This window comes from Frigoribacterium sp. RIT-PI-h (assembly GCF_001297205.1).
GTDB lineage: Bacteria > Actinomycetota > Actinomycetes > Actinomycetales > Microbacteriaceae > Frigoribacterium.
The window spans coordinates 111,617-133,589 of sequence record NZ_LHOZ01000072.1; the positions used below are offsets into that span (position 1 = coordinate 111,617).

Genomic DNA, 21,973 nt, shown 5'->3' on the forward strand with positions numbered 1-21,973 from the left:
AGTCGGTAGGGCCTAGCTGAGGTGTGTCTCGGTGCCCGGTGGGCCGAGCTTGTGAAGCAGTTGCCTGGCGATCCGCGCTTCGGCGTCCTCCCCGGCGAACCTTTCGGCTATCGACAGGTCGACGCCCGCCATCAGCGCCATTTCCGAGGGCATGACCCGGTGCACGCTGAGCTGTTGCAGCAACGCGTCACGGTCGGGACGGGTCTGCCTTTCGAGCCGTTTGCTTGTCCGGTACGTCTCCTGTAACCAGTGCATGACGTGGCGAATCTTCTGCACATCGAGGTCGACGTCGACGCCGTTGACGACGTAGCGCACCTCGACGGTCGCGGCGGTGCATGCCGCGAGCTCGGAGCGGTGGCAGGCCAGCGTCTCGTCGAGCCACAGCCCATACGTCACCACGTTGTGGTCGTGGTTCGTGATGGCCCATTCCTCGTCTGCCAGAACGGCCGTCGATGTCGTCGCGTCAGCCACGGAGAAGCACTCCCAGGACTCCGACGACGACGACCACGGCAGTGAGGGCGCCGGTCAGCGTGAGGCACTGCTGGGCGCTCAGGCCGGCGCGACGGAGGACACCAGTTCCCCAGAGCACGAGAAGCACCAGCACGACGGCGACGCCGACATATGTGGCGAGGATCAGGAACGAGGAGACGTCGTCCAGGAACGACAGCGGCGGCCGTGTCGGCTCAAGGTTAGGAACGGCAAGCACGGTGGTCTCCTAGTTGCTGGCGTCGAGCTTCATCGGCTGAGTGCCTTGGCCGTCGACCTGGACGTGGAAGTGGTTGCAGGCGTCGGGGAACTCGGTCGTCTGCATGGGGAACGTCAGCCCGGCCGAGGCTCGGCATTGGGACTGGCCGAAACCGGACCCGTCAGCCATGAGGGGGTCGAGGATCTTGAGCAGCTTCGTCGAGTTGGCGTCGGAGCCGGTGACGGGAATGCGGTCAAGTGAGTAGAAGTCCACTGCGTGGCCACCGCCGTTGATGACGTGCATCGAGGCGTTGCCGGCACCGGGACGCTGCCCCGTGCACAGCCGGTTGATATCGGATATCCCGACCTGCTCGAACGTGTTCGTGGTGATCGTGATTACCTGCAAAATTCGCGTGTCGATGCCGCAGTTCGGGTGGACCTCCCCGTCGGCAATCCAGCGGATCTCGCGCAAATGATCGGGTGAGAGCCCGGTGATCTGACCGGCATCGATCTTCGCCGTCAGGCCCTTCGCGAGGGCCTGCGCGTCACCGCCGACCGACGTCGACGCGCAGGCAGCGTCTCCGCCGCCGGCAAGGGCCGTGACGACCTTCTCCGCGGCGGCATAGAAGCGGGTGTAGTGGTTCGGGTCGGCGTTGATCTGCACCCGGTGAGCGGCCTCGGTCGGGGAGAGCGTTTCCCAGTTCGGCACCTTCATCAGGCGCTCGAAGAAGAACGTTGCCGCCTTCGTCGGGTTCATCCGCTCCGCGAGGGTGCCCCAGGTGTCGCGCTGCTGGAACAGGCCCCGAGAATCGGGGCCGGCGGTGTCGCCGTACTCGATGTTCCGTAGCGTCGACTCGCCCATGGCGGTCATCACGCCGATGGTCTGCCCCTTGGCGTTGACCCCGAGGACGGCGCCGGCGTTCATGATCGCCGCGGCGTTCACGAGCTGGTCGCCGGAGTACCCCTCGACAGCGTTCGCCGTCTCGGCCGCTGCCGTGTCGGCGGTGACGGCGGCGCAGGCGTTCTGCCCGGATCCGCCACCACCGAGGAGCAGTACCCCGGAGAACAGCACGACGAGCAGGAGCACCACACCCGCCTGCAGGGCACGCTTGCCCATGACGGGCCCCTACAGTCCGGACGGGCCAGCGCCACCGGCCATGCCCTCGTCGGTATTCGTCACAGCCGTCTCCCACGCAGAGCGCACGTGACGCATGTGGGTGGCGGGGTTGGAGCCGTACTTGAACACGCAGTGCCCGGGCTCGAGGTTCATCAGTGTCTCGGCTGCGTCCGGGTTGAGCCCGAACGTGTCGGTCACCCAACGGGCGTCCTCGGGCCGGTCTTGCCGGTAGGCGTAAATCGTCTGTGCTTCCTGCACGACGGTGTAGCCCTCGGACCCAACAGGGATGTCGGTGCCCTTATGCATCACGAACACGTTCGAGATCCCCAAGGAGCGGGAAAGCTTCTGGTTGGCCTTCACGAGCCGAGCCGAGGGGCCGGCGATCATGTGCCAGCCCTCTTCGTAGACCACGTTCGTGATCCAGCCGCGCTCACGCATCAGACGCCCGAGGAGCCACTGGTGACCAATCGACATGATCGTCGGAATGGCGGGGCCGTCGCTGGGGAGCTGGGAGACGTCGAACACGGTCAGCTTGTGGGCCAGGTCGACGTCCTTGCTGGTCTCGCCGTCGAAGACGTCGCCGTAGGCGGTCAGCAGGTTCTTCAAGCCGAGCTGGATCGAGATCCCGGCCTGGTGGTACCGCTCCTTCGCCTCGGCCGAGTAGCCCAGATCCGTCGGCACCATCCCGAGGTAGGGCAGCAGGTCCGCCATCGTGGCCGCCCGGTCGCCCTCTTTGTCTGCGAACAGACGTTGGAGGGCGAACTGGGTGGCGTTCTCCTCCCACTCGGTCGCGGGCTTGTCGTCGCGCGCGATGCGGGCCACAGCGTTCACGAGCTGCATCTGACCGACGAGCCCACTGCCTTGCACGATCAGCGGATCGAGCAGGTTCAACCGGGTGCCGTTCCCGTCGGGTGAGAACCGCAGCGGCTCTGACCCAAGGTGGCGGGCGACACCGGAGTACTCGCCCTCGTCGCCCTGGTCCTTCTTGTCGAACACGACGGCGCGGTGCTTCGCCAGCAGCAGCGGCCGCATCACGCACACGGTCTTCACGAACGATGACTTAGCCGACCCGACCGTCCCCAACACGAGCACGTTCGGGCTCGTCAACTTCCGAGGGGTCGCGTTGTACGCGGTGGGAGCGTCGTGGCTGATCATCGTCGACGACAGGTTGTCGGTGCCGTTGACGACACCCTCGACACCCGTCGGCGCCCCGATGATCCCGGTGTTCAAGATCTCCGCCTGCTTCGTCGTCGACGGAGCACCCTGGATGCGCGGGGCGTACCAACCCCTTGCCGCCGCGCCCGAGGCGATTCGGAGCTTTCCGCCGGGCAGCGAGTGCGGGGACAGCTCCACGGACCGTGCAACCGGTGCGCCCTCGACGGTCGCGCCGGTGATGACCGGGGCCAGCAGTTCCGGGGGCACCAACACCCGCAGCAGCGGCACACCCGCCAGCGGGTGTCGGCGGGCCTTCGTCACAGCCTCGGCCGTCGGCTCCGCCGGCACCGCCCGCTTGCCCTTCTTGTGCTTACGGGTCTTCGGGATCGTGTCGGTCATGAGATCGCTTCTTTCTCGCTACGACCGGCCAGGCGGGACACCGCACGGCCAGCAAGGGTGGAGGCATCAGGGCGCAAACCCCGGCCGATAGGCCAGGTCGCGCCGGACGCTGCCGCCTGGAACGAGTCCTGCCAGTCGAGGCGCTCGATCCCAAGTCCCGTCGCGCAGACCTCTTCGAGCTGACGTGAGGCCTTCGCCAGCTCATCGCGGCTCGTGGCCGAGATCGTCACGTACCCGACCCACTCGACTCCGTGGTGGTGCGACCCGGCGGCAAGGTCCGCTTTCCGGCGCTCGGCCGCGCCGAGACCCATCTGGGTCTCGTCGTTGACCAGGCGGCCCTTCTGTTGAGCGGCGTAGATCGCCGACCCATCCCGGACAGCGTCCTGGCGGGCCTTGGCCTTGGCTTGGCCTGCTGGCACCAGGTGCAGGTGGAACGCGATGGTCCGAACGACTTTCAGCTCGCGCCCGATGAGCAGATCCAGCAGCCACAACGGCGTCCGGCCGGTAACGGCCAGGTTTTCGCCGTGAATTGCGGCCGTGCGATGCCACCACTGGACGGCAGGTGCGTTCTCGACCGGGTCGCCGGGAGCGAGGAACGTCGGGTCGATGCCCTCGACGACGTGCGCGCTGAACTCGTCGTGCGAGGTCAGCCCGAATCTGGCCGGGTTGACCTTCCTGATCTGATCGATAGGCAGGTGCGGGTTCTGCTGGTGCAGGATCAACGCCGCGGTCTGCTTCGCCGTCAACGGGGCGACGTCGCCCTCTTTGGCGTCCCGGAGCCCACGAACGGTCGCATCGATCTCGTCTGCCATGAAGGACCGCCAGGCGTCACGTCCGGCGCCGAACTTGGACGCGGCGTCCGTGAAGGCCTGCGTGATCGGCCACGACACCACGACGTAGTGCCGCTGCACCATCGATCCCGCACTCGCCAGGCGAATCACCTCGTCGTAGGAGCGCGTCTGCTCATTCCACGACGACCACTGCGCGGCCGTCCACTGACGCTCGGGCGTCTCCCGCTCAAGGCGGTCGGCGACCCAAAGCTGCTGCCTCGCGGAGTCCGGCGGCAGCACCCGTGTCATGGGCTGCACGTCACTGATCAGCGACGACGGGGCCGCCCGGCGGGCCAAGAACCGGCCCCACCCAGACGACGCCCGAAGAAGCGCCGCAGCGGTCTCCATTCCACGAAGCTGCCCGGAGACACTGAACGCCACGGAAAGGTATTCCGACTCCCCCACCGGGGAGTGCCAGGCGATGCCGGGCACGTTCGCGCCGTACTGCAACCAGCCCATGCCGTCGGCACCCTCGGGGTTGGCCCGCATCTGCCGCATGAGCCGCGCGGCCTCTGCCTGCTGAGCCTTTGAGCCCGTGCGGGTCTGCTCCTCGAGGACTTCCCATGCCTCGTCGTCGTAGGGCGTGAACACGTCCGTTCCGAGCCGCTTGCGGGCAGCCCACCGCTTCCGCTTTCGGCGACGTTGGATGAGCGATCCCCGGTGCGTTTTCGCTGTCATGAGGAACGTCAGGCCTGCCGCAGCGGCAGCGACGATCAACACCCACGCCTGTTGGAGGCCGATCATGCCGATCATCCCCGCTATGACGATGATCGCCAGGGCGATCGAGCGGCCCTTGGATGCGGTGCCGCCGAAGAAGCCGCGGTGTCCTGCCTCACCGCCGAGGAACCTCACGGTTGACGGGGCCTGCCCTGTGTCACTCATTGGTGGAGTCCTTTCCGTAGTGCTCGTCGTGGTCCTCGACCGGGTTCACGGCGGTCTGCGCGACCGCGTCGTTGACCTTCTTGCCTGTCTCGGCGGCGGCCATGGCGCCGGCGGCGAGCATGGTCGGGACGCCGACCGCAGCGCCGACACCGGTCGCGGACTCCGCAGCTCCCGCCGCAGCCATCCCGCCCTCGGCCGCCGCCGCGCCCGTAGCTGCACCGGCACCCGCTTCCGCACCGCCGCTGGCCGTGGAGGCACCAACGGTCTCCCCAGCACTCGCACCGGAACCGGCGCCCTTAGTTGCCGACGTCACCGACGACGTCGGCTCCTCAGCCTCGGACCCAGCACTGCCGGTCGCCTGCGTCGACGACCCACCACCACCGCCGCCGCTCGATCCGCCACCGCCACCGCCACCGGAGCTGTCGTTGTCGGTGTTGCTACCGGACTGCTGGCTCACTCGGGAGTCGGCCTGCTGCATGGACGAGGAGCCGACCGTCGGCCCGGCCGGGGCCGAGCCCATGCCGCCCGTGGGGATGACGGGTGCGAACTTCGTCAGCAGCAGGGGAGAAAGCCCCGCCATCAGCAGCGCCAGCAGCGATACGACGAGGTTGACGGTGCGCTGCAACGAGGGCGTCTCGGAGAAGACGGTGAGGTTCGCCCCCACCATGAAGTACGCCACCGCGAGCAGGAAGAACAGCAGCGGGTGGGAGGCGAGGATGCCGAACCAGAGGTAGGCGATCTTCGTCCCGAACTTCCGCTTGGTGGGATCGATGATCCACACCACGCCCAGCGGGAACAGGATTCCCGTGAAGTAGAGGGTGATGAGCTGCACGATCAGGATCAGCACCACGATCAGCAGACCCAGCAGCATCAGAAACAGCAGAATCACGCCGATGACCGCGCCACCGGCGAGCCCTTCTCCGTTGTCTTCTTCGGAGAGCATGGCCGTGAACTGGTCCACGATCTGGCCGGAGTTGGTGTTGATCCCCCAGGCAATGATCGATTCCGTGAGCGCTCCGAAGAACTGCACGAGGACCGTGCCGACCGCGGGCCCGAACGCGGCGCTGATGAGGAACAGGGGCGCGTAGAGCCCCAGCGCCTCGGCGGTGTCACGACCCGACTGCTGACCCCGCGCAGTTCGCACGAGCTGCGGGATCAAGAGCGCGACCATGACGAAGATCGCCAGGCCAAAGCTGATCGCGTAGGAGCGCAGGAACCAGTCGGTCGTGAGATCCGGCAGGGTCGCTTTCGTGATCGCCGGCATGACCGTCTCGGACAGACCCCGGTTGGCGTCCTGCAACATGTTGAAGGTGTTCCCCGCCGGGTCCGACCAAAAATCGGCAACGGCCCCGACCGTGTCGACGCCCTTGCCGACCGCGTCGACGACGTCGCTGCCCTCGACTCCGACGCAGACAACGGGACCGAGCGCGCAGGCCGGGCTCAGGGGGTCCATCAGCAACCGCCCGTGTAGCGATTACCGCCAGCGGCAAGCTTGTCCTGGTCAGGGGTCAACCCTTGCTCAATGTGCCAGGCGTCGTCTTCCCAAACCATGATGTAGCCGCTAACGGTGCTGAGCGTGGGGCTCAGTGCTCCGTCGACCACGTAACCCTCCGCGAGCTCGACGAACACACGGTCTCCCGTGGACTCTTCGAGGACTCGCCACAGGCCGTTGGTTGTCGAGATGTGGAACGGCGTACCTGCATCCACGGTCCCGGCGGCCATGTTGTTGCCTGCTGCGTCATACGCGGCAGGCAGGTCGCGGAACGATGCCGGCGAGGACGACGACATCACGTTCTCAGTGACAGTGTTCGCTTCCGCATCAGCGGGGTAGGGGTACTGCCAGAGGAACCGGTAGAACGCGGTGGCGACCTCGACGGCTCCGTAGGTGGTGTGCTTGGCCTCGCTCTGGGCCGTGAGCACCATGTCGGCGTTTCGGTCCTGGCCCCCGAGGCACCCGGTGGGAGGAACGTCGTCCTCGTTGTCGCCCGCGCCGGAGCTGCCCCCGGTGGGTGCGGTGGCCGACGTCGGAGAGAAGGGGGCCGATGTCGTGGGGGCTGCGACCGGATCGTCGTCGGGGCGGGTGGTGGCGAATGCCACTCCCCCGACGATGGCTACGGCGGCGACTGCGCCGACGATGACGAACGGCCAGCGGCTTGTTCCTGCTGCGGTGTGCATACGCATGTGTGCCTCCTAGGGAGTCGAGAGGTGACTTAGCCGGCGAAAGTCAGGACAGCGCCGACGATCAGCGCGAGGGCCGCGAGGCCGCCAAGGGCGATCAGGGCCCACATGGCCTTTTTCCGACCGACGGAGTGCTGCGCTGGGTTGGGGTTGGTGTCGCCGGACGCTCCCGCCATTTCGACGATGCCGATGATGACGTAGACGATCGCGATGAGAATTCCGACCGCCCAGACGGCGGCGATGATCTTCTGCCAGAGCTGCGTGAACTCGGCGCCGCCGAAGGAAAAGTCGGGGATGATGCCGTTCAGCGGGTTCTGGATCGCGAGCGGGACGCGGGTGGCCGCGGTGAGGATCAAGTCGTTCATGGTGTGACCTTTCAGTCGTTCGAGACGTTGTCTTGCAGGGTGCGGACGACCGCCGCCGCGGCGGCTACGAACGCCTCGCGGGTCACGGGCTGGAGCTTGCCGAGGGTGATCTCGCCGCGCTCTGCGATGTGAGCGTCGTAGGGAATGTCGAGCAGGGTGTTCATGCCTGCGTCGCGCAGGAGCCGTTCGACTTCCTCACCCACGACAGGGCTCTCGGGGCGACCGTCGTGCATGCGGAGGATGACTGCCGTGTCGGCGAGGCGCTTAGGGGATCCGTCGGCAGCGCGGAGCTGGCGAAGCAGCTCGAGCGCGTCGATTACGGCGTCACCGGCGTTCGTGATCGGGATCACGAGAACGTCCGTCACGGACACGGCTCCCTGGAAAGCCTCGGCGCGGTAGACGTTTCCGGAGTCCATGACGCGGATGCTGTAGAACTCGTCGACGACCTTCGAGACGTTGACGACGTCCTCCCCTGACAGGCGAGGACGGTCAGGTGCGGAGCCGATGACGTCCGCGAACGACGTCTGCGGGGCGGTGTAGCCCTTGAGCTGCCCGGCCGTCTTGATCTGCGCGATATCGCGCACCAGCTCGCCCATACCGAGGCGCGGAGTGCCCTCGGCTCGGAGACGGAGCGCACCGGAGTCGTCGGCCGCGTCGATAACGGCGACTGAGCCGCCCCTAATGGCTGCCATCGTCCCGGAGAGCAGCACCGACGCGGGGGTCTTCCCGACGCCGCCCTTCCGGTTTGCCACGAGCACAGACACGGCCCGCGTCCAAACGGCCCGCCTGACCTCTTCCTCAAACCGGGCTTGACGCTCGGCGTGCTCCCGGCGCGCGAGCTCCTGCGGGCTGGGTTTGGTTGACAGGCCGAGCTTGGCGAGCAATCCCTGCCAGCCAGACGACGGCTGGACGGCAGGTGAGTCGGTCGGCACAGCAGGGGCTCCGCCGAAGAGGATCGACGTCGAGTCTGACCGCATGACCTGCTCCTCTTGAGGAGCAGGCGCAGGCTCCATTACCTGAGCTGCGGCCGCTAGCGGCTCCTCGCTCGGCACCGGTACGGATGTCGGCATGAGAGGAAGCACCGGCAGTCCACCTGGCGTCACCTTCACCTGCTCGTGACGCTGCGACGTCACGTTCAGTGTGTCTTCCTCGACGTACTCACTTGCACGCAAGGCGGACTGGAACACGTCCGGTTGCTGGTTCGGGTTGGTCATCTTGGGCTCCTATTTCAACTCGTTGTCTGGCTGGGTAGACATACCTATTTGCAAAGACTTAGTATTTATCAAAGCTTAGCAATTAGTCGCCCGTAAACTAGATGCGTGTCTGCCCAATCCGCTGCCGACGCAGCGCGCCTCGATGAGGCGTGCGCGACGCTCGCAGCCACGCCCGCACGGTTGCGGACGCTTCGCGTCGTGATGGACGGCGGCGAAGTCACCGCAAAGGACGTCATGCACGCACTTGGCCTGACGCGCAGTGCCGTCGGTTACCACCTGGCTGCCCTGACTGAGGTGGGCGTCATCCACGAACGCCGGGCCACGCACCCGCGAGGTAGCGGTCCGGTGATCTACTGGTCCGCGGATCGCGAAGCGATCCACGACCTCAGAGACACCCTGATGAAGCACCTCACCTGACCCCCACACGGGTGCCAACGATACATACTTCCTGCATTGCCTGATTGATACGCGGCAGTAAGTCCTCTGAAGTGACGACCAACTAGTACCCCGTCTGTTGCCCGCTGGAAAGGAGCGCCCGTGTCCGTAGCGGCCGCCGCTTTCAAGCACTGGGCGAGCACTGTTGACTTGCCCTCAGGAGCCCTCCCACTGGCGCGCATGATTGGCGTGAATCGGACGACTGTGCAGGCGCAGCTACTCCGCGGCCGCGTGCGCGAGGCGGTCGTCATCGCCGCTGCGCGCGCGGTGAGCGTGGAGCCCGTCGTCGCCCTGTCGAGCTTCGATGAGTACAACGATCTGCACCGGGGAATGAGGCCGCCGCTGCCGGTTGAGATCCTGTCGCAGGTGACGCTCACAGACGCCTCGGTCGAGCTGCTGCGCCGCAGGAACGCCACCTACGGCGACGCGATCGCCGCGGTGCACATCTGGGAAGACCCGCCCCAGCCGGACGGGCTCAGGACATGGATTGACGCCGTGGACCCCGGGCACATTCGCCGCGAGCTCGCGGAACGTCTCGGTATCGCTCCCCCGAACCTGTCGGCGCAGATCACCGCGAACAAGATGCGACCGCGCCACCTGGTCGAGGCCGCTCGCATCGCGAGCACGTCTCTCACGAGTGGCCTCGCCGTAGGCAACGTCATTACCCTTCAAGAGGCCGGCTGGCCGGACGGTGCACGCGCTCACGCGCTCACGCACCTCTCGGACGTCGCCCTGAATGACCTGGTGCAGGCGCGTCTCGCGGCCGCACAACGCGGGGCTCGACGCCTTGCAGCAGACAGCGCCGAAGCGCGCCGAATCGAAGAAACGCTGGGCTGACATGCTGACCGGATACCTCATCGCCGTAGTGCTCGCCGCTCTCGCCCTAACCCGGCTCCCCAGCGCGATCCGCGGCCGGAACGTCCTCATCGCGTCCTCGGCTGGCGCGATTGTGCTCGCGTTCGCGCTCATCACCCCGGACGTCTACGCCGCCCTCGACCGCTTCTCCCCCATCCCGAACCTGGTCGACCTGATCGCCAAGCTCGCCCTGTTCACCGGTCTCCTGCTTGCTGGAACACAGGTCGCTCGGGCCTGGAGGGCTCCCCAGACGCAGCGCCGTATCTCGGGCCTGCCCGGCGCCCTCGTCTTCCTCGGTGTCTTCGTCGCGGAGGTCATCATCTTCGCCGTCGTGCATACCACCAGCTCAGCCCCCGACCTCGCAGACAATCTCTCGAGTCCGCTCGTGCGGCTCTACTCGACCCTCGCGACGGCTTACCCGGCCTACATCGCGGCACTGCTGCTCCCCCACGTCCGTAAGGGCCTCAGCTCGTCCCAGGGCGCGACTAAGGCGACGTCGCGCTTCCTGTTCGTCGGCTTCATCCTCGCCGGCGTGCGCTTCGTCCTCGGCCTCGTGACGCTGCTTCTGCCAGCGACGTACTACGTCGGCCAGGTCGTCAGCGGCGTGGCCGCAATCTTTGTCGCCCTCGGCCTTGCAACAGCATTTTTTGCCCGCATTGGCAGGCAGCGCGCTACGAGACGTAGTTTCCGCTAGTCGATGGCCTAAACGAGACGCTCGTTAGCCCCTTGTAGGGCACCAAGGCAAACCGCCTGATGGGGCAGACGATTGGTCGGTCAATGGTGATTTCACTCGTCGTCGGGCGTCGGGCGCCTCATGCGCCTGTGGACTCCGGTTGTAGGAGCATTTTTGTCGGTCTGCTTCCCGACACACCTCACCGCAATGCCCGATGTATGCATCTTAAGAGCCCAGGATGTCGGCATGAGCGCAATTCGTGGCCTGGCCCACCGACCCCAGAACGTCCCCACGGTCCTTCTGCAGGGTCGCGTCTCGCCTGAGACACGGCTCGAGGTCCGGGCTGCTGCCGCCGCAAGCGGTGTGTCGATTGCCTACTACCTCGAAGCGCTCGTGGCCCAACTCGTTGCCGAGCAGGGCTGCCTGCCCCTTGTCGCCAGCCCGCGCGAGAAAGCCGAGGAGTTGCCTATCCCCGCCGCTTAAACGAAAGAGCCCGCCGCTTTCGCGACGGGCATCTTCAAGTTCGTTGCTCCAACCCCTGATTCCGCCAAGAGCCCGGGTTAGAGCTTCTAGTTCCGATCAAGAACCGGTTGTGCACCGGGCCTTAGTCGTACCCCCATCCCGAAGGAAGGTGATGGCATCAGTGTAAACACTTCTTCTGTGCGCGCAAGCACCGCGCCAGAAAAACGATCTTTCGGCGTGTCACCAACCTGGCTGGCTGCGTGGGAGTTCACCAGGGCGATCGCCTTGCGGCCGCATGTTCAGGCAATGCAACGCGACGCCGGAGGCCGCTTGGCCGATGGCAACCGGTACAGCGCGCGCGTGCCAACCCTGCCCACTCCCCCGTCGGCGCCCTGGTACATCCACCTTGCCGGCGACGACCGGCTTTTCCGCCTCCTTGCATTCGACTTCGATGCCAGCCGCGACCTGGACGACGACGTCGAGGCCGCCATCGAACAGGCGACGACATTCACGAAGTACCTCACCGCTTTGGGCATCTCCCATGTGCTCTGCCAGTCCTCCACGAGAGGCCGACTACATGTGTGGGTGGGATTGTCCGAAGGCATCAGCGTCGACGTCACGAGGCGCCTGGCCGACGCTGCCCGGGCAAACTTCGGGACCCTGGACCACGGGATGCTCAAAAACGCCGCCTCAGGGGGCGTGCGGCCACCACTGTCACCGCACCGCTACGACGGGGTTTACTCCCGCGTCCTCACCGGCGACATCAACAGCTTGCGCCCCGAGCGGCGCTCCACGAGCCACGGAGATCTCATCCGCCTGATCGAGGTCCTCGAGACGGCGGCCCCAAGTATCCGGCCGGAAGACTCCCGTCCCTCCGGCCTTGTCGACGCCGGCTACACCGGCACCGGCAAGTTGCAGGCATGGGGAAGGGCGCATTTCGCCACCATCGCAGGCGGCGCCAACCCCTCCCACACGGCGTACCTGTGCCTCCTTGCGGCCGCCCAAGCCAATTGGTCCCTGAGTGACGTTGCAGCCCTTGTAGACACTGCCCCGGGCCTTGAGCACTACCGCACCAGAGACACCGGACAAGGGCACCGGCAACGCCGAAACCCGAGGGATCGCCAGGCTCGCCTCGAACGTCAATGGGCGAGAGCTCAACAACACGTCTCGCGCTGGTCCGCCCTACGTCCCGCGCGGCCGACAACGGAGGGGGCACGAGACCTGTCGGAGCTCGACACGATCGTCTCCCGCATCGAGCAGCTGCAGCACCGCCTTACGGTCAACCCTGGGCGGTTCTCCGGCGCCCACGGCTCCCCCACCCACCGCAGCGTCCTCATCGGCCTCGCCTACCTCATGCTCCGCGCCGGTAAAGCAACCGTCGCCTCCTCCGTCCGCGAGCTCGGCGACCTCATCGGTGTCGACCGAACCACCACCGCGGCCGCCCTTCGAGCGCTGCAGCGTGAGGGATTCATCACCCGCCATCGACTGCACCACGGCACGAACGCCAGCGAATGGACCCTCACCCCGGTCTTTTCCACAGCCCAGCAAACTCAGCTGACACACCACTCAACAAACGCCCGCCCCCCTACGGAGCTATTCGCCCTACGCACGGCCTTGCATGCTGACTTTGAGGAACAGATCGACACATTGCGACACGATCTCTACACCCGCAAGGGCATCGGACACCTAGGTGGGCGGCTTCATGCCCTTCTTAACCGAACGACTAGGAAGTCACTGAGAGAGCTCAGCGACTCACTGGGCATCAGCGAGGGCCGTACTGCGTCTCTTCTCGGCCGGCTGAAGAAGCACCGGCTCATTGTTGAGCGCAACCGGGAGTGGCTCAGAGCCCGCAAAGACGGCCGGGACGCTGTAGCGAAGCACCTCGGAATCGAGGGCACGCTTGAGCGACGCCGACAGATGCACGCGAACGAACACGAACTCTGGGAATGGTGGCAAGCCGAATGCGAACGCCTCTCCCCCGGCGCCCCAAAGCGGGCTCGAGCTGTTCATGTCACTCAACGCGAATTGTTCGAACCCGATCAATCAGCCCGAGCCCGAGCATTTCCTAAATACCCACGAGATCCTGACGGCCGAGCGAACCACCGCATGGCCAGGCACGACGTCTGGGCCAAGGCGATGCGACCCGGACGCGTTCAATTCTTTTATGCCGCATGAGCACAATGGCTTCGCTCTTTAGGCATCCAACCGGCTCGGGTCTTCTCAAGCGCCCATGCGTAGCGTCTACCAAGCCTTGGAAGACTTACAAAGCAAGCAATGTAAGCAAGCTAAGCAAGACAAACAACGCTTGTAAGACTTGCGTTTATGTTCCATTTGATTTAGACTAATCAGAGCCCCTCTGGTTGGGCCCGTGTCACAATGCATTGCAAGCCTTGTAAGTATTGCGTTTTGGAAGGAATCTCGTGCCACACATCACCTCAATCGCCAACAACAAGGGTGGTGTCGCTAAGACCGAAATCACGTGTCAGCTAGCTGCAGCTCTAGCGAGGACAGGAAAGCGCGTCCTCGTCGTCGACATGGACCCACAGGCAAACGCGACTCGGCGTCTCGGCATCGATTGGGACCCGACAAATCCATTTGTCACGATGTCGGAGGTGATCGCGGCAGCGCAAGATGGTGCAGGGGAGGCAGCTGTGCTCGCGTGCGGATGGGATGCCGAGTCAGCTCCAGAGGGGGAACGGATCGACGTTCTCCCCTCACGATTTGACTTGATCAACCGTGAATCTGAGGCTGGCGTAGTTGGAGCCTCCCGGCGGCTGACGAAAGCCCTGAATGGGTGGATTGATTCATACGACGTGGTTCTCATCGACACTCGGCCTGACCTTGGTCACTTGGTGCAAATGGCTCTCGCTGCCTCCGACACGGTCCTGATTCCATGCGACCCAAATTTTGATTCGATCGAGGCCGCTATCCGGGTGCGAGACTTCGTAAGTAGGCATGCGGCAGATCTGATGAATCCGGACTTGCGTATTGCCGGCTTGGTCGTGACGAGACGACGACTGACGGCTGAACACGACTACCAGATCGATGGCTTGAATCAGGAATTCGGAGAGCTTGTCTGGAAGCTGGGCGGCCTTGTGAAATCGGAAGACGGAGCAGAGCTGCTCAACCCGAACTTCATTCCCGAGTGGTCGAGGTTCGCTGAGGCTGACGCGGCTGCCACATCCCTAAATGCTTGGCGAGATCGAAATAGTCGAAAGACTGTGGCCATCTACGACGCTCTCGCAGATCGGTTCATCCGCTCACTTCTCGGTTCCGAGGCGGCGGCGTGAGCGCGCCTCAGCGGCGCCGGCCTGGCGCTCAAAGCCCGATTTCGTTAACTCCTCGAGTCGAGACCGTCAACACGGGTACCCCCGAAGCACCCACCAGTGTGGAACCGGTTGGCGAAACGTCTAGGCAAGATCAAGGGAGGGGAGAGGTGACCAGCTCTGCGCCTCCCTCACCCCGCGATGTTCCCGCGGAAGATGTCACTGTCGCGACGACAACCCTTCTTCGGCGTTCTCTCAAGCTTCAAGCGCAAACAGCAGTTCTTCAAACGCAATCTGAAGCCGAGGGGTATCGCTCTTTCGCGCAACTGGTAAATGGGGCGCTGGAGCGTGAGCTTCAGCGTCTCTCCGACGAGTACAACGGCGGAGTGCCGTTTCGAGAAAACCCTGGTCGTTTTCGCACGGGCCGTCCCTTCTCGAACTGAGTCATAACTTCGTGAAGGGTTGACCCTGGAGCCGCCGAGGTTCAGTCGCACCTGGCGGCGCGTCAGCTCCTCGGCGATGTCCGTTGCGTCTCGGAGCGATCGCGCGAGGCGATCGAGCTTCGTCACAACCAGGGTGTCTCCCTGCCGGCACGCTGCCAGGGCCTCCCTGAGCCCCGGTCGTTCCCTGTCGGTCCCGGTCATGCCGCGGTCGCTGTAGATCCGCTCCTGCGGCACGCCGAGAGCGCTCAGGCGTCCCGCTGCGCGGTGAGGTCCTGGGCGTCGGTGGAGACGCGGGCGTAGCCGATGAGGGTTCCGGTGGTCGTGCCCTCAGTCTCACAGAGGGTGCCATCACCGGAACCTATTTCGGACTACCTATCTGAGACGGTCCGGTGCCCGGAGATCCGGGGGAGTGGTCGCAGCTGTCAATCGTCCGGTGGACGATCGCCACGACCGCCCACTCCAGTCCTAGTCGATGGAGCATGCAGGAACAGCGCCGTGATATCTCATCCGAGTTCAACCCCGTCCCGGCCTCACGGTGGAAGGCGGCGTCGCACGCCTGCGCTAGATGACGCTGGGCTAGATCCTACGGGCAACTTTCCGACATGTAGCCTGGCGTTCACGGGTATCAGCGTTGCTCACGCAGCGTTGTGGGGAACCGCTGTGGGAACTGTTGCCACGCCTGGTATTGGTACTGCAGTAGGTGCGGGTGTTGGTCTCGCGTGGGGGATCTTCGGCGCCTTCGCTTGCGAATAGAAGAGAGCAATTCCGTGACAAAACGCATGAGACGAACTTTGTGGATCGGCGTACCTGCCATGGTTCTCATATCATTGGTAAGCGTCTTGGGGAGCAAATTAATTGGCTACCCGACGGGCTGGGCGCTGTTAGCTGTCGTTATTGCAACGCCAGTGTTTCTTGCTTCGGTCTTACTTGCTGTTCAACCTTCCCAGGACACGTCGGCCTCGCGTAGACAAGACGAGGACCAAAGCGGGTAACTTAGCGCCCCTCCGCGAGAAGAGCCTCACCAACTTGGTGAGGCTCTTCTTGCGCATGTGCCGCGGGCTCGAGGCCATGCTGAGGAGATGAGTGATCGGCTCCGTGCGGATAGGGATCCGCAGGCTGTCCGGGATGAGCCTGAGCTTGCTTGTGTCGCCGCCGCCCGAATGCACCCCAGTCGGCGATAGAGCCGCCGGGCGCGGACGATCGGTTCCGGCCTGGTCCCTTTGGAGTCAGGGCGGCGTGCCGCAATCCCCGTCCGGTTCGAAACGTGGTTCTGAACCGGTCCGGGTTTCTGGGATGGTCGGCTGAGTGGTGTCCGACAGACGGTCGTTCACCGGGACACCTCCTCTCGGATGAGTAACTCCTGAGGCTGGCCTCTGTGTGTGGGGGTTGAGGGGGAGGGGTGTGTGCGATGTTCTTGTTGGGCTGAAGTTCACCGGCTGCGTCATGGGAGGGCGTGGAGCAGGGGTGGTCTGCGCTGGATGGTGGGTCGTGGCGTCTGAATCGTCATGGCCCACCTCTCTGCGTGTGTTCCGTGGCTGTCAGCGTCGGGGAAGGTGGTCGACGAGTGCGGCTTGCCAGGAGTAGTCGTACTGGGTGGTGCCGCCGCCGGTGGTGGTGATGGCGAAGGCGCCGTAGGTGTGGGTGAGTTGGCCGTGGCCGATGTGTTGCTCGCCGAGGTGTTCGGTGATGGTCCAGGTGTCTGGGCCGGCGTAGCTAAGGGTGACGGGGAACGGCACCCGGGGCAGGCGCACCACCACGGGCGGGGCGGTGGGGCGGACGGGCAGCCCGGACGGGCGTGCCGGGTCAGGGCTGGTAGCAGCGGGTGAGCTCATGACGTACCCCCTCGCATCAGGATCAAGCGAAACCTTCGGTGTACCCTATGAGTCTGCTGGTGGGCTGGTGGCTGACCCGAATCGACACCATTCCCGCGCAGAACGCCCCGCGAGTCGTGTGGGCACGCGAGCGTCTTCTCCTGGTCACCCGTTTCGGGGGAAGGCGCTCGACTTCGAATTCCTGAAGGCTGGGGGAGGGGCCGCGCCCCAGGTCACCGGATCAGGTTGGTGGCGTGAGGCGCGGCCGGGTGTCCGGTAACCAGCCGGAACACTTCGAAAGAGTAACCCTGCGAGACAGCCTGGTCTACACCTGCTGCTCTTGGCTGGTGGGGTTGAGGTAGGGTCGCCCACCAAGTCAGCCTTCCTCGACCCGCAGGTGATCGGCAAACCTGTGGCTTGTTGTGCGGATGTGTGCAAGGTCACGGCATAGGCAGTACTCGACATCCCCGAAAGACTCGTCACGGGTGTACGAGGAGCACCGCGTGAAAGGCGATCTCATGCGCAATGCCGCGCGCACGCGCACCTCGAACGGGTTGGGGGTGCGGCCCGCGGCCGCGTGCCCACACGTGCTGCACGTCGTGACCGTCATACCGGCAGCGTATCGACGCCGTCCACAGCCCCTCAGCCTTTCGGCAGACTGTTTGCGCTCATTGGTGCCGGTGCCGGTGCCGTTACCGCAGCTGAGGCAGCGTGACGCTGCGGCGGAGGAGGAAGTGGTCAGCGGATCACGGCCCAGACAGTCAGGGCGCTGACCCCGATGGCGAGGATGATGATCGCTGCAATGGTGGCCCGACTAGTCCGCCCGGGGCGCTGCCTGAGCTGTCGACGCCGACGTAACTTGCCCATGCTGACCTCTCGAGACTGCCTCACAGCACTCTAGGGGTTGCGTCTTTGGTGTGGTCAGGCGGCGTGCGTGGGGGGCCCGAGGAGCTCTGTTATTGGTGTGGTGTCTTGTTCTCGGGCAGCGGTGTTCAGGGCATAGGTGATGTTGTCCAGTTGGGGCAGGGCGTCCGTGATGGTGGCATCAGTGCCGGTCGTGGACAGCAGGTACCGGTAGGCGGTAGCTAGAGCCCGGAGGGCACTTTTTCCTTCGTTGGTGAGAAGGAGGTGGACGCTTCGTCGGTCCGCGGGATTGTCCGCGCGGTAGATGTGCCCGCCTCTTTCGAGGCGGTCGATCACTGCGGTGATCGCTCCGGAACTGAGGGCGAGTTCACGGGCAAGTGCGGACGGTGTGATCCCCGGGTCGTCCCCCACAGCCACGAGCGCGGTGAGCTCGGTGACGCCGACATCGATGATCTTTGCGGCGTGGACGCGGTATCGGCGGTGGGCTTCGTCCAGCCGGCGAAGAGTCAGGGCGAGGTGCTCGACGCTTCGGGCATCAGGTTCGAGGGGCACAGGCGTGGTCATGATCATGGGGTCACCTTCCGTGGTGAAAAAACAGTCCTAAACCGAGATCCCGAACATCGTTTGGGGCCTGGCTAGTAGCGAGTGTCACTCCAAGAAGGTGCGGCGTCTACGCCCCAAACAGGGCTGCTGGGCCCGACCCGAAAGGGGGAATGAAGGGCGAGATCACCTTGGTCACGCTGGGGCTTGGGAGCGCGGTGAGTGGACGCGGGTCTGCTCGCTGCATCTGCGGTGTTGGGGTGGGCCTTGTCCAGGGCCCACCGCGTCAACGTGCTCTACCGGATTGGCGCCGAAGAATCCTCGGACGCAGGTCGGCCAGCGCAAATTAGACGATGACCATGTGCCGGGGGTCGTTTCGTGGAGTGGTGGCGGTTGCGGCGTCGGCCAGACCCTGGGCCCATTGCTGGTGAAGATCACGCCATGAGAACTGAGATTCGATAGGGCCATCTTTCGTGCCCCAATGTGGGGCAGGCACGAAGACATTGGTGCCGGAGGGGTTGTCGTAGTCAAGGACGACGGCTGCGGCCGCGTTCAGGCGCCGCACCTGCCGGCGAAGGATTATGCGTGCCACGGGGGGCATGGGGCGGAAGTTTTCCATGGGTGGAATGGCGGCAAAGACCACCTGGACGTCATCCGAGAAGGCCGAGCGTGCCCTGTTGAGGACTGTTCGGATGCTCGCTGACCAATCCTCTGAGGTGGTGCCGAGAAGGACATCCGGAACACCCAGCATGAAAAACACTCGGTCGATGTCATACGTTCCCTCACAGGGAAGAGTGGCCACTTTCCGGGCCGTGAGATCGAAAGCCGTCATGGCGGACCAGGACACCCCGCGACCTGTCCGGGCGGCGATCCGTGCGGCAGTTTGCGGCGCCGCGCTCATCCCGTGCCGTAACACCCCGTATCCCGCTACGGCAACATCCCCCACGAACAAGACCCGCTCAGGACGCGGCCCGGCTATTGACTGCACGCGAGCGTCCTGCGGAAAAAGCCCTCGGCTGACCGCTCGGCGATAAAGCCGGAAATGTAGACGCAGCCCCACCTTGGTGACCATCCCGACAGCTCTCGAGACGAGACTTTCGACCAGGTTCTTCGGGGCGCGGTACGTCGATCGACGAACTGGGGCGTGCATGAGGGTGAGCCTTTCTGACCTGTCGTGCTAGCCGGGCACTCAGGCGCTTGATCTTCACACGCGAGCTGCGTTCTGGCTTGTCCCCAGTAAGGAGGGATGCCTTTGCTGATCAACTCGGGTAGACAGGTTCTAACTATATTCGACTGCATGGAGTCAGGAGATATTGGTGCCTGACATCAGAGCCAAGTTGGGAACGTTCGCGGTGCCTGACTTGACCGAAGTGATCCGTCGGCAGCGCCGACCCCAAGGCGTCATAAGTACGGCTCGGATTGAGAAAGGTCTTGGCCGGGGAGTGGCCGGGGCATCCATCATCTTGGGGGTCTTGGCTGTCCCTGCCGCATTTGCCGGACAGCCACTCATGCACCAGGGGTGGGCTTGGGTTGTTGGTCTGTCGTTGTTTGGATCGATTAGCTGCTTTGCGGTGGCAAGCGTGCGTGGACGAAAAGCTCGAGTCGCTGGAGGCGTTTTCGCGGTCTCGTTCCTGGTAATCATGGTCACGTGGTCCTGGGCGGTCCTTGACCCGCAGCAGATGATCGGGCGGAACCCGTGGCCAGAACACCTCGCCCATGCGGCTCTTGCCGCAGCCGCATATGCCTTTCCACGCCGATACGCGATCGCTTACCTGGCCGCCGTCTACTGGGTATGGGTCATCGTGCGGCAAACGCCGGCGGCGGGTGGCGCGCCAGCTATTCAAGCTTTCGGCGAGGCCGGTTACGGCATCCTCATCGGCGCCAGCGCTCTCATCCTGATTCATGTCCTGCGACGCTCCGCCGCCGCAGTCGATTCGGCCCACAATGCCGCAGCGGCCCATTACGCCCTCGCAGTCAAGGAACACCAAACCGAGATCGAGCGTCTCCAAGTCGACTCAATCCTTCACGACAGCGTCATGACCACCTTGCTTGTCGCCGCCAAATCCCAAACCCACACTGATCAAGCGCACTCCGTCGCCATGGCCAAACACGCCCTCACCGAAATAGCTGCCACGGGAACAAGCCCGTATCTAGTCAAGGATGCTGTCGACCTCGAAGAGCTGCTTGGCCGCTTCAGAAAAACGTGCGCCGAGCTGGGCATCACCGCCGCGGTCACCTCCTCAGGGCTCGAGGACGCGGCCGTGCCGGGCAGCATCGTCGACACCTTCTTCGGTGCCGTCATGCAAGCCCTCAACAACAGCGTCCAGCACGCCGGCCTAGGAAACATCCGGCGAACCGTGCACGTGAGCTGGAGCAATTCCACGCTCGAGGTGCACGTGTCCGACAATGGTGCCGGCTTTGACACCTCCACCATGACACCCCATCGGATGGGCATCAGGGTCTCGATCATCGAACGAATGCACCAAATCGGCGGACAAGCCGTGATCCGCTCTGCCCCCGGCCGCGGCACCCAGATCCACCTCACCTGGTCAGCCACTCCTGCAAGCGACAAATCGACAGCCAGCGTTTTTTCCGCTCCCAACTAAGCCGGCAATGGTTCATCCCGACCGTGGCGCTGCACGCTAGCCAGGGATGGTCGTCGACCGGACGCTTCCGTCCAAGCAGATGGTGCAGGATTTTGGTGGGCCGTTCAGCGTTGGCACACGAGCGTCCACACGTTCCGGCCGTCCTCGTGGCGGTAGTCGAGGCTCTCGAGGCTGAGCAGCGCCAGGGCCAGGCCGCGGCCGTCCTCGTCCTCGAGGTCGGCCATCGAGACGGCGCTGAGGTCGATGTCGCTGGGCATGCCGTTGTCGTGGAACACGGCCGTCAGACGGTCGTCGGTGGCCGACAGCTCGAGGGTGAAGCGCCGACCGAGGTCCGCCTCGGAGCGACGGGAGTGCTCGATGACGTTCGCCGCGATCTCGACGATCGCGGTCTCGAACGAGAAGCGCGTCTCGAGCGAGTCGTCGCCGAGCGAGGTCCACCAGGACTCGAAGGCGTTCTGCACCAGGTCGATGCTCTCGGGTTCGACAGCCACGTCGATCATGACGGGGCCGGGACGCTCAGTCATCGAGGGCGGCCGCGACCGAGGCGCGGGGCTTGAGGATGCGGTCGAGGTTCGTCAGGCGCAGCACCATCGAGACCTGCTCGGTGGGGGCGACGAGCCGCAGGTCTCCCCCGGCCTGACGCGCCGACTTGAGGCACGACACCAGGGCCCCGAGACCGGACGAGTCGACGAAGGTCGTGCCCGACAGGTCGACGACGATCAAGCGGTCACCGGCCTCGATGCGAGAGAGGACGTCTTGACGCAGTTCGGGCGCGCTCGACAGGGTCAGCCGTCCCTGCGGTGCGACGAGACACCCCTGCGTCAATGGTTCGACAGTAATGGTGAGCACGCGCTCCTGCCTTTCTCGGCGGACTGCGACCGGGCATGCCCGTGCAGGACGACGTCCAACTCGTCCTGGCCGAGTGGCCCGGATTCTGCAGGTCATCCTGCCGGTCAGGGAGGCGCACGTCAGCCCCACGTTCTGGGGCGGTCCGATCCCCCTCCTCGCGCCCCATCCGGCTTAGCCTGTCAAAGTGAGCGTTGGACAGGACCGGCCCGAGGATGCGGGAGACACGCGTCCCAGCGTCTGGGGAGACAGGGGTCTCCTCGGAAAGGTCCTGTCGGCCTCGTCGCGACGTCACGTTCCCCTGCTGAAGCAGTTCTTCGTGTTCTTCTTCGTGCTGCTGGCTGCCGG

Annotated in this window: 21 protein-coding genes and 1 pseudogene; 7 read left to right on the plus strand and 15 right to left on the minus strand. The window is 64.8% G+C overall.

All coding sequences use genetic code 11. From position 1 onward, the window contains the following. Positions 1–12: 12 nt before the first annotated feature. Genes AEQ27_RS09855 through AEQ27_RS16620 form a run of 9 tightly spaced genes read right to left on the minus strand, consistent with a single transcriptional unit; the run spans position 13 to position 8,824 of the window. Positions 13–471: a hypothetical protein gene (locus AEQ27_RS09855; protein WP_054146487.1), complete on the minus strand. Its 459-nt coding sequence runs from the start codon at positions 469–471 to the stop codon at positions 13–15. Then, positions 464–706, minus strand: coding sequence for a hypothetical protein (locus AEQ27_RS09860; protein ID WP_054146488.1), 243 nt, complete (start codon positions 704–706; stop codon positions 464–466). The genes AEQ27_RS09855 and AEQ27_RS09860 overlap by 8 nt, the downstream gene beginning before the upstream one ends. Positions 707–715: 9 nt before the next feature. After that, positions 716–1,801, minus strand: coding sequence for a hypothetical protein (locus AEQ27_RS09865; protein ID WP_054146489.1), 1,086 nt, complete (start codon positions 1,799–1,801; stop codon positions 716–718). A gap of 9 nt (positions 1,802–1,810) precedes the next feature. Beyond that, positions 1,811–3,355 carry an ATP/GTP-binding protein gene (locus AEQ27_RS09870; RefSeq protein ID WP_235451049.1) on the minus strand — a complete coding sequence of 515 codons (1,545 nt, stop codon included), beginning with the start codon at positions 3,353–3,355 and terminating at the stop codon, positions 1,811–1,813. Beyond that, positions 3,352–5,067 carry a hypothetical protein gene (locus AEQ27_RS09875; protein ID WP_054146490.1) on the minus strand — a complete coding sequence of 572 codons (1,716 nt, stop codon included), beginning with the start codon at positions 5,065–5,067 and terminating at the stop codon, positions 3,352–3,354. Before AEQ27_RS09875 ends, AEQ27_RS09870 begins: the two co-directional genes overlap by 4 nt. After that, entirely contained in the window at positions 5,060–6,520 is a 1,461-nt protein-coding gene (locus AEQ27_RS09880; protein ID WP_054146491.1) for a hypothetical protein, read from the minus strand. Before AEQ27_RS09880 ends, AEQ27_RS09875 begins: the two co-directional genes overlap by 8 nt. Further along, positions 6,520–7,248 (minus strand): hypothetical protein, encoded by a 729-nt coding sequence (locus AEQ27_RS09885; protein WP_054146492.1) that lies wholly within the window; start codon positions 7,246–7,248, stop codon positions 6,520–6,522. Before AEQ27_RS09885 ends, AEQ27_RS09880 begins: the two co-directional genes overlap by 1 nt. Positions 7,249–7,277: 29 nt before the next feature. Beyond that, entirely contained in the window at positions 7,278–7,610 is a 333-nt protein-coding gene (locus AEQ27_RS09890; RefSeq protein ID WP_054146493.1) for a hypothetical protein, read from the minus strand. 11 nt (positions 7,611–7,621) lie between these two features. Then, positions 7,622–8,824, minus strand: coding sequence for a hypothetical protein (locus AEQ27_RS16620; RefSeq protein ID WP_082383415.1), 1,203 nt, complete (start codon positions 8,822–8,824; stop codon positions 7,622–7,624). A gap of 105 nt (positions 8,825–8,929) precedes the next feature. Between AEQ27_RS16620 and AEQ27_RS09900 the strand changes: the two genes are divergently transcribed. The 6 genes from AEQ27_RS09900 (at position 8,930) to AEQ27_RS16625 (ending at position 14,539) form a co-directional block, all read left to right on the plus strand. Beyond that, positions 8,930–9,241 carry a helix-turn-helix transcriptional regulator gene (locus tag AEQ27_RS09900; RefSeq protein WP_082383416.1) on the plus strand — a complete coding sequence of 104 codons (312 nt, stop codon included), beginning with the start codon at positions 8,930–8,932 and terminating at the stop codon, positions 9,239–9,241. Between the two features lie 198 nt (positions 9,242–9,439). Then, positions 9,440–10,096 (plus strand): hypothetical protein, encoded by a 657-nt coding sequence (locus AEQ27_RS09905; protein ID WP_054146496.1) that lies wholly within the window; start codon positions 9,440–9,442, stop codon positions 10,094–10,096. Between the two features lies 1 nt (position 10,097). Next, positions 10,098–10,808 (plus strand): hypothetical protein, encoded by a 711-nt coding sequence (locus AEQ27_RS09910; protein WP_054146497.1) that lies wholly within the window; start codon positions 10,098–10,100, stop codon positions 10,806–10,808. A gap of 225 nt (positions 10,809–11,033) precedes the next feature. Then, positions 11,034–11,270 carry a hypothetical protein gene (locus AEQ27_RS17275; RefSeq protein WP_152970299.1) on the plus strand — a complete coding sequence of 79 codons (237 nt, stop codon included), beginning with the start codon at positions 11,034–11,036 and terminating at the stop codon, positions 11,268–11,270. Positions 11,271–11,447: 177 nt separating this feature from the next. Beyond that, a complete protein-coding gene (locus AEQ27_RS09915) occupies positions 11,448–13,424 on the plus strand; it encodes a hypothetical protein (protein ID WP_152970300.1) in 1,977 nt (658 codons plus the stop codon). Between the two features lie 245 nt (positions 13,425–13,669). After that, on the plus strand, positions 13,670–14,539 hold the full coding sequence (locus AEQ27_RS16625; protein WP_082383417.1) for a ParA family protein: 870 nt from the start codon (positions 13,670–13,672) through the stop codon (positions 14,537–14,539). Positions 14,540–14,970: 431 nt separating this feature from the next. On the opposite strand, the pseudogene AEQ27_RS16630 reads toward AEQ27_RS16625, so the two are convergent. From AEQ27_RS16630 to AEQ27_RS17280, 4 genes and pseudogenes are all read right to left on the minus strand, one after another. Further along, positions 14,971–15,263, minus strand: a pseudogene (locus AEQ27_RS16630) (recombinase family protein); the annotation flags it as partial. Between the two features lie 1,233 nt (positions 15,264–16,496). Continuing rightward, on the minus strand, positions 16,497–16,790 hold the full coding sequence (locus AEQ27_RS09925) for a hypothetical protein (protein ID WP_152970301.1): 294 nt from the start codon (positions 16,788–16,790) through the stop codon (positions 16,497–16,499). A gap of 900 nt (positions 16,791–17,690) precedes the next feature. Continuing rightward, complete coding sequence (locus tag AEQ27_RS09930; protein ID WP_054146501.1) at positions 17,691–18,203, minus strand: MarR family winged helix-turn-helix transcriptional regulator; 513 nt, start codon at positions 18,201–18,203, stop codon at positions 17,691–17,693. A 316-nt stretch (positions 18,204–18,519) separates the two neighbouring features. Next, positions 18,520–19,245 carry a GDSL-type esterase/lipase family protein gene (locus AEQ27_RS17280; protein ID WP_152970302.1) on the minus strand — a complete coding sequence of 242 codons (726 nt, stop codon included), beginning with the start codon at positions 19,243–19,245 and terminating at the stop codon, positions 18,520–18,522. A gap of 568 nt (positions 19,246–19,813) precedes the next feature. Here AEQ27_RS17280 and AEQ27_RS09935 point away from each other — a divergent pair. After that, the gene (locus AEQ27_RS09935) at positions 19,814–20,779 is read left to right on the plus strand and encodes a sensor histidine kinase (protein ID WP_054146502.1); all 966 of its coding nucleotides are present in this window, start codon (positions 19,814–19,816) and stop codon (positions 20,777–20,779) included. 104 nt (positions 20,780–20,883) lie between these two features. On the opposite strand, the gene AEQ27_RS09940 is transcribed toward AEQ27_RS09935, so the two are convergent. Further along, positions 20,884–21,270 (minus strand): ATP-binding protein, encoded by a 387-nt coding sequence (locus tag AEQ27_RS09940; protein WP_161805530.1) that lies wholly within the window; start codon positions 21,268–21,270, stop codon positions 20,884–20,886. Positions 21,271–21,295: 25 nt separating this feature from the next. Continuing rightward, positions 21,296–21,628, minus strand: coding sequence for an STAS domain-containing protein (locus tag AEQ27_RS09945; RefSeq protein WP_054146504.1), 333 nt, complete (start codon positions 21,626–21,628; stop codon positions 21,296–21,298). Positions 21,629–21,973 lie beyond the last annotated feature (345 nt).